The organism is Terriglobales bacterium (genome assembly GCA_035764005.1).
GTDB lineage: Bacteria > Acidobacteriota > Terriglobia > Terriglobales > Acidobacteriaceae > Gp1-AA112.
Genome location: DASTZZ010000105.1, coordinates 1 through 14,577, shown reverse-complemented (window position 1 = coordinate 14,577; position 14,577 = coordinate 1). Strand labels below are relative to the sequence as shown.

General features: G+C 56.9%; 9 protein-coding genes. 5 read left to right on the top strand and 4 right to left on the bottom strand.

The genetic code is table 11. The annotated features are described in order from the left end of the window. Positions 1-11: 11 nt before the first annotated feature. The 3 genes from VFU50_16960 to aroE form a co-directional block, all read right to left on the bottom strand. A complete protein-coding gene (locus VFU50_16960; GenBank protein HEU5234554.1) occupies positions 12-1,595 on the bottom strand; it encodes an acyl-CoA carboxylase subunit beta in 1,584 nt (527 codons plus the stop codon). A 318-nt stretch (positions 1,596-1,913) separates the two neighbouring features. Continuing rightward, positions 1,914-2,270 (bottom strand): hypothetical protein, encoded by a 357-nt coding sequence (locus VFU50_16955; protein ID HEU5234553.1) that lies wholly within the window; start codon positions 2,268-2,270, stop codon positions 1,914-1,916. Continuing rightward, on the bottom strand, positions 2,270-3,859 hold the full coding sequence (gene aroE / locus VFU50_16950) for a shikimate dehydrogenase (GenBank protein ID HEU5234552.1): 1,590 nt from the start codon (positions 3,857-3,859) through the stop codon (positions 2,270-2,272). The genes VFU50_16955 and aroE overlap by 1 nt, the downstream gene beginning before the upstream one ends. 239 nt (positions 3,860-4,098) lie before the next feature. Between aroE and VFU50_16945 the strand changes: the two genes are divergently transcribed. The 4 genes from VFU50_16945 (at position 4,099) to VFU50_16930 (ending at position 13,012) form a co-directional block, all read left to right on the top strand. Next, positions 4,099-5,784 (top strand): OmpA family protein, encoded by a 1,686-nt coding sequence (locus tag VFU50_16945; GenBank protein HEU5234551.1) that lies wholly within the window; start codon positions 4,099-4,101, stop codon positions 5,782-5,784. 692 nt (positions 5,785-6,476) lie between these two features. Then, positions 6,477-7,226, top strand: a complete 750-nt coding sequence (locus tag VFU50_16940) for a DUF5666 domain-containing protein (protein HEU5234550.1) — start codon at positions 6,477-6,479, stop codon at positions 7,224-7,226. 3 nt (positions 7,227-7,229) lie between these two features. Next, on the top strand, positions 7,230-10,610 hold the full coding sequence (locus tag VFU50_16935) for a TonB-dependent receptor (GenBank protein HEU5234549.1): 3,381 nt from the start codon (positions 7,230-7,232) through the stop codon (positions 10,608-10,610). Between the two features lie 269 nt (positions 10,611-10,879). Continuing rightward, entirely contained in the window at positions 10,880-13,012 is a 2,133-nt protein-coding gene (locus VFU50_16930; GenBank protein HEU5234548.1) for a VWA domain-containing protein, read from the top strand. A gap of 453 nt (positions 13,013-13,465) precedes the next feature. Here the strand turns inward: VFU50_16930 and VFU50_16925 are convergent, their stop codons facing one another. Then, positions 13,466-14,068 (bottom strand): superoxide dismutase, encoded by a 603-nt coding sequence (locus tag VFU50_16925; GenBank protein ID HEU5234547.1) that lies wholly within the window; start codon positions 14,066-14,068, stop codon positions 13,466-13,468. A 173-nt stretch (positions 14,069-14,241) separates the two neighbouring features. Here VFU50_16925 and VFU50_16920 point away from each other — a divergent pair. Continuing rightward, positions 14,242-14,577: formate/nitrite transporter family protein (locus tag VFU50_16920; protein HEU5234546.1), on the top strand; the 336-nt coding region annotated here is incomplete at its 3' end.

Here is a 14,577-nt window from a genome sequence, read left to right as displayed (position 1 = left end):
GCTAGAAAAAGTTACAGCGGAATATTCCCGTGCTTCTTCGGCGGGTTCTTGTCCCGCTTCGTGTCGAGCATCTCTAGCGCATCGATCAGCTTCTTGCGCGTTTCGCGCGGACGGATGACCGCATCGATATATCCGCGTTCGGCAGCGACATAAGGATTTGCAAAGCGCTCGCGAAACTCGTCGATTTTCTTGCTGCGCTCGCGTTCAAGAATCGCCGTGCGCTCGGCTTCGGTTTTGCCCATCTGCGCGGCGCGTTCGAGTTCGCGCTTGTAGACGATGTTCACGGCGCCTTCCGGACCCATAACAGCGATCTCCGCGGTCGGCCAGGCATAGTTCACGTCGGTGCGAATGTGCTTTGACGACATCACGCAATAAGCTCCGCCATAAGCCTTGCGCGTGATCACTGTCATTTTGGGAACGGTCGCTTCGGCAAAGGCAAAGAGCAGCTTGGCGCCATGGCGAATAATGCCGCCGTACTCCTGCTGCGTGCCGGGAAGAAATCCGGGAACATCTTCGAACGTGACCAGCGGAATGTTGAACGCATCGCAGAAACGCACGAATCGTGCGCCTTTGTCCGAGGCGTTAATATCGAGCACGCCAGCCAGAAACGCGGGCTGATTTGCCACGACGCCAACTGGCCGGCCATTCAGCCGCGCAAATCCGACGACCAGGTTCTTCGCATACAGCTCCTGCACCTCGAAGAAGTAGCCGTCATCGACCACGCGCGTGATCACGTCCTTAATGTCGTAAGGCTGATTGGAAAGCGCAGGAACGATTGCGTCGAGCTCGGCATCGCCGCGATCGATAGGATCGGTCGTGGTACGCCGCGGAGGATCGTCCAGGTTGTTGGACGGAATAAAACTCATCAGTTCGCGGATCATCGACAGGCACTCGGCATCATCGTGAGCCAGAAACTGCGCGACACCCGAAGTTTCATTATGGGTCGCGGCCCCGCCAAGCTGGTCTTTGGTGACTTCTTCGTGTGTAACCGTCTTGATCACATCCGGACCAGTCACGAACATGTACGACGTCTTATCTACCATGAAGATGAAGTCGGTGATTGCCGGTGAATAGACGGCGCCGCCCGCGCAAGGTCCCATAATCGCCGAAAGCTGGGGAATCACGCCGCTTGCCAGCGTGTTGCGCAGAAAGATATCGGCATATCCAGCGAGCGACATCACGCCTTCCTGAATGCGCGCTCCGCCAGAATCGTTCAGCCCAATCACCGGCGCACCAACGCGCATGGCCATGTCCATGATCTTCACGATCTTGGCTGCGTTGGCTTCCGACAGCGATCCTCCGAAAACGGTGAAGTCCTGAGCAAAGACGAAGACGAGCCGTCCCTCGATGCGGCCATAGCCGGTAACGAAGCCATCACCGAGGATCTTCTGCTGATCCATGCCGAAGTCGCTGGCGCGATGAGTGACAAAGCGATCAGTCTCCTCGAATGTGCCCTCATCGAGAAGAAAGTTAATGCGCTCGCGCGCCGAGAGCTTCCCTTCTTTATGCTGACGCTCGCGCCGTTCAGGTCCGCCACCGCTTTCCGCAGCCGTATCACGGCGCTTCAACTCTTCCAGCTTCTGCTCAAGATTCATCGCAAGGATTATAGGAGCAGGAGAGCCCGGTCCATCCATTGTTGGCGGGAACCCGCATTTATGCCGGGCGGCCCTTCAGCGCAATGAAAAATGCTCGAATGGCTTTTGCGCTTTGGCGCTGGCGAAGCCCAGGGGTTAAGCCGGATTCTTTCGCTGATCTTTAGACTGGACTAAAGCCCGCCCCCGAGCGGAAGGCGGGGGTTTCCACACAAACCAAGTCGGGAAATTGGACCAAAGGAACGGAGACGTCCACCACAAATATGAACAGGTTGATTTCGAACCTTGTTTTTGAAGCTCGTTCTGAAAGGAAACACCCAATCAGTGTCGCGACAGCGCAATGATGCTCACGATCAAAGCGCCGACCGACGCGACCGACGCAACGACGGCGGCGATCAAAATCGTGCGCTGCTGATCGATAACCCGCGTCATCTCACGCTGCAGTGCCGCCGATTGTTCATCGATGACTCGCAGCCGCTGATGGACGGCCTCGAGTCCTGAGCGCAGTTCCATCAGGTCAGAGCGGTTTGCGCGCAGCACCTCGGCAGCGTAGTTCTGAAATTCTTCATTCCCCGTGTCCCGAACCGGGGCAGTCGCCATGCGGCGTGCGGTGTACAGCTCCATCAGTGGAAGCAGCTTGCGGGCGTATCCGAGGAGCTCCATCAGGACTTCGAGCATTACGCTTTCCTCAGCGGCATGGCTGCGGCGGGCTCGCGCATTGTGAACGACTGCTGTCCGAGGCCGAGCGCGTGCAGCACAGTGCGATGCATATCATCGAAAGGCGCCGGTTTGCCGGTCCAGATTTCGAATTGACGCGCGCCCTGGTGAACGAACATCTCCGAGCCGGCAATCACTTGAATGCCTTTGGCACGAGCCATCTTCACCAGCTTGGTTTCCGCCGGGTTGTAGATCATTTCGAATAGGTAACGCGCCTGAAGCTCCGATTCTTCAATCGGCGATTGCGGACGCGCCCCCATGCCAACCGGCGTTGCGTTGATGATGACGTCGAACTGGAGCTTCTTCAGGTGTTGATGCGAGACATAGTGTGCGTGCGCCTGGCGCGCCAGTTTCTGGCCTTTTTCTGCAGAGCGGTTCATCACCCATACCTCAGAGCTGCGCTCGCGTAGTCCGAACACCGCTGCACGCGCTGCGCCGCCGGCGCCGATCACGAGAATCTTTGCGCCTGCAAGGTTCAGCCGCTGCTCCAGCGGACGCACCACGCCGGCGACATCGGTATTGAAGCCATAGAGCTTGCCATCCTGCGAGCGGATGAGCGTGTTGCACGCGCCTATCCTTTCACTCAGCGCGTCGGTTTTGTCCAGGTGCTCAAGAACATCTTCCTTGAGCGGCATGGTGATGCTGAGACCCTGGATGGGGACCTCGCGCACACACGTGAGCAGATCTTTCACGTCGCTGGTTTGCAGCGGAACGTAGACCGCGTTAATGTTCTCGCGGCGGAAAGCCGTGTTCATCATCTGCGGCGAAAGCGAGTGGGCGATGGGATCGCCGGCGACGCCATAAACTTTCGTCGCGGCATCCACCATATCGATGCGATAGACATCGCGCAGAACCCGGGCAGCAATCTGTCCCGGAGCAGTTTCCTCCCCGGTCTGTGCCGAAGCGAAAGTAAAGGCGCTGCCGAACCGGACGTTCAGGATACGGCTCACAATCCCCTGCTCACCCATGCAAACACCGACCGTGCTGGCCACGTCGGACCGCTGTTCAAGCAGGCGAATCATCTTGACGTTATCGGCGAGAGACTTCGCCGTAGAGACGATTTTGATGTAATCGGCGCCAAGCTCCCGCATCGAATCCCAAGTCTCTTCCAGCTTTTTGGTACCGCGAAAATCATGGAAGGAAATCATCAGCCCAGCCTGCTGGCGGAGCTTGGATATTTCCTGTTCTTTCAGTGAGTTAGCTGTTTCAAGCTCGATGTCTACCAGTTGACATCCAGCCGCCGCAGCTTTGCCCAGGACTTCGATCTGCGAAGCCACCGATCCGCGGTACTTACCCCCATTTACCGCTCGCCGACAGGTCGCGACCAGCATGACATCGCGATGAAACTCGGCAAATTGCTTGAGCTTCGGAAACAGCATTGCCGGTTTGGAGAGATAGTCTAAACGCAACTCCAGCAAGGAGTTATCGTAGGCGGCCGACTCGATTTTGTGCATGAAATCGGCCGGATTATCGGCAAAGAGCGCTACGCAAACGCGCGGGAGCCGATGTCGCAGGAACCGCACCGCGTAGCTTGGGGTTTCGATTTTCATCTACTTGCGCCGGACGGGCATCTTAACGGTGCACAATCCTAGATGCAACTCTAAATGCTTCCGACGCGGGAACCAACCGGATTCCCTGTATTCATCTGGTTACTACGAGCGGCAGCCACAGTCGGGTATGCTCGGCTACGGTGGAGAGGGTTCCGTCTGCGCCAACGCGTGCTTTCTCAACGGACACTCCCTAAAGTGCTCTTTTCCAGAGACTTGAATGTCCCTGATGCTGGAGGAATATGAGAAATCTACTTGCCGTTTCGCTGCTCGCGGCAGCCGCCGCCTGGGCACAGGATCAGCCTGCCGCCCAGACCAGCGCGCCCCCATCGACGCAGACTCAGCAGCAGCCAGCTCCAGCTCAGCCGCAAACAGCGCCACAACAGGCGCCATCGGCGCAGCAAACCCAGCCTACTGAGACTCAGACAGCGCCTGCGCAAGCACCGGCTGCTCAGCCGCAGCCCGCGATTCGCCGCACCAATCTTACTGAGCTATTTCACGGTCCGACCTTGTCCGAGGTTTATTGTGCTGGATTCATTTCCAAAGAGAAGCTGAAACCCAGCGGCACCATGGTCGCAGGCAATTATTCTCCTGACCAGGCGCAGTACACCGAAAACGGCTACATATTTCTCGCGGGAAATGATCTGCAGGAGGGGAAAGAATATCTCCTGCTGCGCCATGCCCAAGACCCCAACCAGTACCAGTCATTTCCCGGGCAGCTTGGGATTTTGAAGAGCATGGGCGAGCTGTATCAGGATCTCGGACGAGCGAAGGTTCTCTATCTCCGCAACAAGACCGCCGTCGCGCACATTGAGTCAAGTTGCAGCGACGTAATGCCGGGAGATATTGCCGTTCCATTTCAGGAACGGCCGCGGCCGGAATTCAAGCAGACCACGTTCGAGCGTTTCGCTCCTCCGAACGGAAAGACCACCGGTCGCATCGTGATGGGACGTGATTTGGATACGGAGTTCGGCTCCCATCGCATTGTCTATCTGAATGTCGGCGAATCTCAGGGAGTGAAGCCCGGCGACTATTTCCGCATCACGCGCGAATATTCGGCGGCGGCGCACAATCCTGCCGAATCGCTCGGGTTTGAAGCTCCCGCTTATGACGACACCCAGAAAGACCCGTCGAAATTCAATTTCCGCACACAGGCTGGAGAATTACCGCGTCGCACTGTTGGGGAACTGATGGTCATCAATGCGGGACCGAATTCTTCAACCGCGCTCACCACCTACACTCCAGAGGATGCTCGTCTCGGCGATGGCGTGGAGATGATTGACGCCACACCGTACCCGCCTCCGCCGCCTGAAGCGGTGGCTGCTCCTGAGCCTCCAACAATTAGTTGTTCGGTGAGTCGCTCGACCATCCAGGTGGGCGAGACGGCAAACATCACCTGCAACGGCGTTCCCGAGGAAGGCCATACGGTAACGTACAACTATCAGGCGAGCGCCGGCCAAATTGCCCCGCACGACAGCCGCGCTACATTGACCGGAACGGCACCCGGCCCGGTTACAGTTACCGCCACGGCTGTCGACGATCGCAACCTCTCTGCACAAACCACCGTAAACGTGGATGTGCAGGCAGCTCCGACTCCGGTGTCTCCCACTTCGGCGCCCACTCCTGCGCTGCTGAACGAACTGATCTTCAAGCCCAACAGCGCGCGTGTAGATAACAAAGCCAAAGCCTTACTTGATGACGATGCGCTTCGCCTGCAACGCGACGCCAATGCCACGATGATCATCGAGGGATCTTCGAATCCGTCGGAGAACGAAGCTCTCGCTACTCAGCGCGCGGAGAACGCTAAGACGTATCTGGTCCAAAGCAAAGGCATCGATCCTAATCGCATTCAAACGCGGCCTGCTGCCAGCAAGACCGGTGCAAAGGTTAACGTGATCATGGTTCCTGCAGGTGCTGGACCGCAGTAGGATTCAATACCAGCAAGGTTCCACACGGGGCATGCTCCAGGCATGCCCCGTTTTGTTGCAAATCGCACATCAGTAATTCGGGCGACGGCATTTCTGTTGCTCTTCCAGTCCCAAAATGGTCCACAAGATTTCGCTTGACTTTCGCCCGATTTCGTCATAGCACGGATGTAGGAGGTCAGAATTTTCATGACCCATCGCAGGAGATCACAGATTGGGGATATCTGGCGTCCATCGAGTCCACTTGGTCCATGCGGTCCGAATGATAGACGACGTGGACTGGGTGGACTCTATGGCATCGACGGCCAACAGCTTTCATGTTGCGATCGGCGTTAACCCCGATCACTCGGGGGTTAACGCCGTGGAAAAAAGGGGGTTAACGCTGTGGAAAATTCGGCGTTAACGCCGTGGAAAACTTGGGGTTAACGCCAGCATGAAAAAGCTCCGCATCGCAGCCTCGCAATCGAAGGCCATCAATCAACAACTCACTTGTTTGCTTGCGTTTCGCGGCGCCATGAAAGAGCGAGAGGATCTTGCTTTTGAACAGGCAGAAAGCTGCAAGGACGATTTACGCGATTTGTTTTCGACGATTCACCGTGAGACGACTGGGCTTCCAAACAAAACTTTACATCCCATTCCGCCACTTTTCTGCAGCAGCACCGTCTTTCTAATACAGTGAAATGCAGGTACTTACGATGAAGACTGCTATCCGAATTGCAATGAGTCTGGCTCTCGCGTGCTCTTTTGCCGCTGCCCAGCAGGCGCCTACCGATCAGCCAGGACAAGGCCAGGAGCGCCGAGGCTTCGGCGGCCGTGAGTTTCGCGGCGTTGTCGGACAGATCACCGAAGTCTCAGGCTCGACCCTCAAGCTCAAGCTGCGCGACGGCTCCATGGGAACCGTGAACATCACTTCTGATACGCGCTTCCGCAAAGCCGGTCAGCAGGCTCAGCTCTCCGATTTCAAAGTTGGCGATAATGTAATGGTCCGCGGCGATTCCACGGGCGACAAAACCTGGACAGCACAGGTCGTGGGTGAAGGTCCATCGCAGGCGCAGATGCAGGAGATGCAGCAGCGCATGAAAGACGCGATGGGCAAGACCATGGTTATTGGCGATGTGAAGTCGATCGATCCGCCGAAGCTCACAGTCACGCGCACCGATGGCGTGGAGCAAACGATCGAGGCCGATGAGAACACCTCGTTTCGCAAAGGGCGCGACGAGAGCATCACCATGCCCGACATCAAAGTTGGTGACACAATCTTTGCTCGCGGCGAGCTGAAGAATGGAACATTCGTTCCCACAGCCGTGAACGTCGTGCCTCCCGAAATGGCACGCCGCATGAAAGAGAATGGCGGCGGAATGTTCATGATGGACGGCGGTCCGCGACGCCAACGTGAGGGCCAGCAGCCGCCGGCCGAAGCTGGCCAGCAAAGTCAACCCAAGTAGTCGATGAACAAATCCGTCATTTCCGACTTGCGGCTTGCTGCCGCAGGCTGCGCGCTGCTGCTGTCCGCCATAAGCGGCTCTGCGCAGACGACCACTGCGGCCGCATCTTCAGCGGCGCCGCCGGCTTCACAGCGGGCGTCAGCGATTTCCGTGCCTCAATTCACTGTACGGGGCACGATCAAGGCAGGCGTGACTCCGCTGCCTGGAGTCACGGTTACCGCGTCGAATACGCTCACCGGAAAGAAAGTGTCCACGGCAACGGCGCCCGATGGTTCCTTTGCGCTGACACTGCCCTCACGCGGGCGCTACGTGATCAAAGCCGAGCAGGCAGCATTCGCGCCATCGACGAAGGAAGTCGTCATCACACCCGAGGCGCCGCAGGCCACTGTCGACGCCGACCTCATGCTTGCCTCGCGCGCGCAAGTGCTGGCTGCACAGCAGCAGCAAGGCGCAGCAGAGCAGGTTGCCGCCGCACTCGCCAATCGCGGAATGCAGAGTCTCTCAGTCACAGAATCGGATAACGGCGGAATGCCAGGTGCTGACACAACAGGACAAACCGGCGGGCTGCCGCTGAACGGAGCCGGAGCCGATGCTCCTACGGAGTCGGTTTCCGTTTCCGGCGCCATGGGACAGGCGCAGAACTTTGGCATGAATCCTGACGAACTCGAAGACCGCATACAGGAAATGCGCGAGCGCATGCAGCGCGAAGGCGGCGCAGGCGGCGGGAACATGGTCTTCGTCGGACCGGGCGAAGGTGGCGGCTTCGGCGGTCCTGGGGGAGGACCTCGCGGTGGCCCCGGTGGCGGCCCGGTGCTGATGCTGGGTGGTCGGATGGTAGGTCGATTCAACGTAAATCAGCCACACGGTTCGATTTTCTACAGCACCAATAATTCCATCTTCGATGCTGCGCCGTTTCAGATCAATGGGCTTGGGAGCTCAGTTGCACCGACACAAAAGTCTGATTACGCGCAGCATCGCTTCGGCGTCACGATCGGTTCGCCGCTCAAGATTCCTCACATCGTCAACAGCCAGAAAACTTTCGTCTTTTTCAACTGGACGGGCGGTCGCAATGAGAATCCGTATGACAACTTCTCAACCGTTCCGACAGTGGCTGAGCGACAAGGTGATTTTTCAAGTTTAGGCAAACAACTCATTGATCCAACAACTGGTCAGCCGTTGCCCGGAAATCAAATTACGAATGTCAATCCCGCTGCTCAGGCGCTGCTGCAGTTTATTCCCTTGCCCAACTTGCCTGGCACCGTGAACAACTTCCACTACGTGACTTCGCTGCAGCAGAACAACGATCAAATCGCAATTCGCCTGATTCACAACTTCGGTGAAGGAGCCACCTTCATGCCTGGTGGTGGACGCGGTGGACGAGGTGGACGCGGTGGACGGCGTTTGCAGAACAACATCAATTTCAACCTGAATTACAGCGATTCGAACAATCAGGTTTCGAATCCGTTTCCCACGTTGCTTGGAACAACTCAGTCGTCGGGCATCAACACCGGAGTGGGGTGGGTTGCGAGCAAGAACCGCATCACCAACAATCTGCATTTCAACTACAACCGCAGCCACTCTCATCTGAGCAACCTCTTTCAGAACAGCGAGAACGTCGCAGCCATCGCTGGCATCAACGGTGTATCCCAGGATCCGTTCAACTACGGCGTTCCCACTTTGGCATTCAACAATTTCCAGACCGTAAACGATACCGGCGGGAGCCTGATCGACGATCAGACGTTCTCCTGGTCAGACAGCGTGATCTGGCGCCATGGCAAGCACAACCTTCGTTTGGGCGGCGATTTCCGGCGAATCTACAACGACATTCGCAGTGCCCAGAACGCGCGTGGATCATTCACGTTCACCGACGCCGGTAGCTTCCCAGGTTCCAGCAGCGGCTACGACTTTGCTAACTTCCTGCTGGGACTGCCGGCTCAGACTTCGATTCAAGGTGGCAGCGAAACCTACAACTTCCGTCAGAACTCATGGGATATTTTCGTTCAGGACGATTGGCGCATAACCGGTAGCCTGAGTCTCAATTTGGGACTGCGCTATGAATATGTCTCTCCGTTTAGCGAGGCCAACAACCGCATCGTGAATTTGGATCTGAATCCGACGATTACGGCCGCGGTACCAGTGCTCCCCGGCAGTACGGGACCATTCACGGGAGAATTTCCGATCACGGTAGTCGAGCCTGATCGAAATAATTTCGCTCCGCGTGTGGGATTCGCGTGGAGGGCGATGAAAAAAACCGTTGTTCGCGGTGGGTATGGCATCAACTACAACACCGGACAGTATGGAAGTATCGTCCAGAATCTGGCGTTTCAGCCTCCCTTTGCATTTACCTCAACGAACGTCAGCTCGCCTGGGCAGGTGCTCACGCTGGAAAACGGATTTCCGCCACCGACGGCGGCAGTTACTAACAACTTCGCTGTCGATAAAAATTACAAGCTCGGTTATGTGCAGATCTGGAACTTGAATATCCAGCGCGAGATTACACCATCGTTGTTGTTGAATCTTGGGTACAACGGATCTAAAGGCACAGATCTCGACATGGACCGCGCGCCGAACCGCCTACCGGATGGGACATTGCGCATTGCAGACGTTCAGCCGTTCATCCTGGAAACATCGCAGGGCGATTCGATCATGCACGCTGCTACCGTTCAATTACGCAAGCGCATGCGCCACGGGATGGCAGCGCAGGGAACGTACGTCTTCTCCAAATCGATCGACAACGCTTCGAGCATCGGCGGTGGTGCGGTGGTCGTGGCGCAGAACGATCTCGATCTTGCGGCCGAACGAGGTCTCTCCAGCTTCGATCAGCGCCACAAATTCAATGGCAACTTCACCTATGAACTGCCGTTCGGCACTGGCAAGAAATGGCTGAACAACAATGGTGGCTGGCTCGAGAATGTCTTTGGCGATTGGTTGTGGAGCGGCAACGTGACGCTTGCGTCTGGATTCTCATTCACTCCTCGCATTCTGGGGAATCCTGCCGACATCGCCCAAGGCTTAAACGGCGTTTTGCGCGCGAACATCGTCGGAGAGCCGTACAGCGGAACGTGTCCGAATGGATTCCCCGTCGGCACGATCGAGTGCTGGTTCAACACCTCGGCATTCGCTCCTCCCGCTGCGGGAACGTTCGGCGATGCGCGGCGCAACAGCATCATTGGGCCGGGACAGTTCACCTTTGGCATGTCAGTCAGCAAGACGCTGCTGGCCAAAGACACGCGCGCGCTCGAACTGCGAATTTCAGCCAACAACGTCTTCAATCATCCGGAGTACACGAGTATCGGAACGGTTCTTGGAACGCCGACTTACGGGCAGGTGATCGCTGCAGGTTCGATGCGAACGGTGAACTTGAGTGCGAGGTACAGGTTCTGATGAGGATTTTTTTCTCCGCTTCCGATGCCGTGAAAATGCCACAACGTGAATCCCACGAAGAATTGTCATCCCTCGCTCCGCCACCAGACAGCGCACGGAACCGTCACTCTGGTTTTGCGGAGCGGGGGACCTGCTGTTTTGTCGCCGGGGAAGCAAAAGCAGGTCCCCTCGACCGCAAAAACACGAAGACGGGAGGGGAAGTTCTTTGCGGCGGTCGAAGGGATGACAGTGTAACGAGGAGACATCGATTAACTCTCTACGCAACCTGTGTGGGCATCCTGTTCTCGGTCTGCGTTGCTGCGCAGGACGCGCAATCCACCCAATCCTCCACCTCCGGCGATTACCGCATCCGTGTCACCAGCGATCTCGTTCTGACCAACGTTGTCGTGCGCGACAAGCAAGGCAATCTCGTCCGCGGGCTCACGAAAGACGACTTCACCATCTTCGAAGACGGTAAGCAGCAGAGAATCTCCAGCTTCGACTTTGAAAATGTCGATGCAGTAGCAACGGCGGGAACAGCCGCAGGCCCGACTGTGAGCGGCACGACCGGTCCACTGAAGATCATTGGTTCGAATACGCCGATCAATAAACAAGACCTGAAAAACCATCGTCTCATCGTGCTCTTCTTTGACTTCAGCGGAATGGAAGAGGATGACATCGATCGCGCGGTGCAGGCAGCGCAGAAGTACGTCGATCTGCAGATGGCCGCCGCGGATCTCGTCGCCGTGATCTCGCTGGACACATCAATGCGCATCGATCAGGATTTCACGAACGATAAAGCTCGTCTCGCCGCCGTGCTGCGCGGCTACACCTCGGGCGAAGGCCAGGGATTTGCGGCCGGCGACACCGGCAGCGCAGAAGGTACGCCGGACACCGGAGGATCGTTCGTCGCCGACGACTCCGAGTACAACCAGTTCAACACCGATCGCAAGCTGCAGGCGATTCAGACGATCGCAAAGTCCTTGTCGAAGGTCGATCAGAAGAAGTCGATCATTTACTTCAGCAACGGCATGAGCCGCTCCGGTATTGAGAACCAGGTTGAGCTGCGGGCTGCCGTGAACACCGCCGTGCAGTCGAACGTTGCTCTCTACACGCTTGACGTGCGCGGCCTGCAAGCGTTCCCTCCCGGAGGCGAGGCGCAGAGCGCGAGTTTACGCGGACGCTCTGCATACTCCGGCCAATCCGTTCTGGATCAATTCAACAGCAACGCTGACAGCCAGGAGACGCTCACCACCCTTGCCGGCGACACCGGCGGTAAGGCCTTCCTCGACAACAACGATCTCAGTGGAATTTTCACCGCTGTTCAGCGCGACACTTCCGCCTACTACGTTCTCGGATACCGCAGCACCAATCCTGAGATGAACGGCAAGTATCGGCGAGTAAAGGTTGTCCTGAAGCGTTCCGATTTGAAACTCGAGTATCGCAACGGCTACTACGGCCCGAAGGACTACGCGCACTTCAACCGGGAAGACCGCGAGCAGCAGATGCTCGACGAGCTGTCCTCGGAGCTGCCTGACGTAGATGTCGCCGTGTACATGGCAGCAGCTTACTTCCGGCTCGACGAGGCCCACTACTACATTCCTATCTCGATCATTATTCCCGGATCGCAAGTGCCGTTTGTCACGGAAAAGGACAAAGATCGCGCCACGATTGACATCATTGGCGTGGTGCAAGATGAGCTGAAGCGCCCGATCGGCAATGCGCGTGAAACCGTGAAGCTCGCAGTCGACGAGTCGCGCCAGATCCGGCGCAAGAACGTTCAGTACAACACCGCGTTCGTGCTGCCTCCGGGCAGGTTCCACCTCAAGTTCGTCGTACGCGAGAACCAAACCGGGAAGCTGGGCTCATTCGAGACGGACATCAATGTTCCCGATTTGAGAAAATCCCCCTTGAAGATGAGCTCGATCGTGCTTGCCAGCCAGCGCGAGCCGGCGTCGGCAAAGAAGAATAATCCCAATCCCCTGATTCGCGACGGCGAAGAGTTGGTCCCGAACATTACGCACGTGTTTACGCCTGATCAGCATCTCTATATGCAGTACGAGGTTTACGATCCAGCAAGGGATAAGCGCGAGCCTATTCCCGTTTCGGGACAGACTGCTCCACAAAAGCTGCCAAAGAACGCCGTGCGCGTACTCACGAACGTCGAATTTCTGCAGGGCGATGTGAAAGCCTATGAAACACCGCTGGTCGAAGCCCGCGAGATCAACGCGCCCGAGCGCAAAGCGGCCGTCTTCCAGCTGGACGTGCCGCTCTCGAAATTGCGCCCTGGCCTGTACACCTGCCAGGTAAACGTGATCGACGATGCCGGTGGCAGCTTCTCGTTTCCCAGAATGGCAATCCTGATCCGTCAGCCCGCAAACGTGACCACAGCAGCTCAGCAACAGCCGCTCACACGTCCATAAAGACAGAACCGGCGCCGGCAGGAGCTGGGGCACCCGCGTATTTTGCGGCTGCGCTCCTCGACCTTGGGCGCGAACTCTCCAACTCCGGAGCTGGCCATTCGGCCATCTCCGGCCCACTCGCGGTGCTGTTCTGCCCCCCAGCAGCTTTCGATTTCCGGCTGGAGCTTGCGATTTTTCGGTAACACTCTGGTGCCATCTTTCATCACATTCTATGAACCTACAAAGCAACCTGAATTGCTGACGTGCTTTGCGCCAGGAGTGACCGCATGAAAAGCCTAAGCCGGAGATGCGAAAGCCTGCACAGATGGCTGACGATATGGGCGCAAGTTTTGATGGGTGAGTTGATCGCGGCGACTAAGCCGACAACCGACTTCAGACGATAGCAGGCGACAGAGGCGACAAAGGCCGCTCTCCGAATCGAGCGGCCTTTCTTTTCTATTTACCTGCTTGTAACTACTTGAACCTCTTATTCACTTCATCCCAATTCACAACATTCCACCATGCCGCAAGGTACTCGGGACGGCGGTTCTGATATTTAAGATAGTAGGCGTGCTCCCAGACATCATTTCCCATAATGGCATGGTGCCCATCGATGATGGGATTGTCCTGGTTCGCAGTTGAAATGATCTCCAGCTTTCCGGCTTTGCTCCTGACCAGCCACACCCATCCGCTGCCGAAGCGCTTTGCGCCGGCATCATTGAACTGTTTTTGAAAATCTTCGAAGCTGCCGAAGGTCTTCTTGATTTCGTCGCCGACGCGGCCGGTTGGCTGGCCTCCACCTTTGGATTTCATGATCTGCCAGAACATGGTGTGGTTCATGTGCCCGCCGGCGTTGTTGCGCACGGCGGTACGGATATCTTCAGGAACGCTGTTGAGGTCGCGCAGCAGATCCTCGACACTCTTGCTGCCGAGATTCGGATGCTTCTCCAACGCGGCGTTCAGATTGTTAACGTAAGCGGCATGATGCTTGTCGTGATGCAGGGTCATGGTTTGCGCGTCGATATACGGCTCCAGCGCGGAATAATCGTAGGGGAGCGGCGGAAGTGAGTGCGCCACGGATTTCTCCTTTATCTTGCAAGTTCAGCCTATGAAGGCCAACCCGCGATGATAAATCAATTGGAAGAGCCAACGTGCGCCACTGCAAAGAGAGTCAAGAGCGAACACGAAGGTCACGAAGTATATGAAGGCAGGGCAAAGAGCCAATCTACGCCTTTTCCTTCGTCCCCTCCGTGGCCTTCGTGTTCGCTCTTGCCTCTCGCTTTTTCGACAACCAAGCCGCCGCTACGACGGCCATAGTTTCCCCTCGCGTCCGCATCTCACCACCGATGCAGGAGAGCACGCGACGTTCGGCGCATGAGATTTTCGAGCAGGTGGTCAAGAACGCTCGTGAAGAGCTCTCGCGATCTGTGCCCGCATTGCTCTTCTCTGGATTTGCCGGTGGTATCGGAATGGGACTCACCGGACTAGGAGTTGCGCTGGCGCTCAGCTATCTCGGGAACTCTCCACCGGCGAAATTCATCTCGCTTTGCTTTTATCCCATTGGCTTCATCGTCGTGATCATCGGA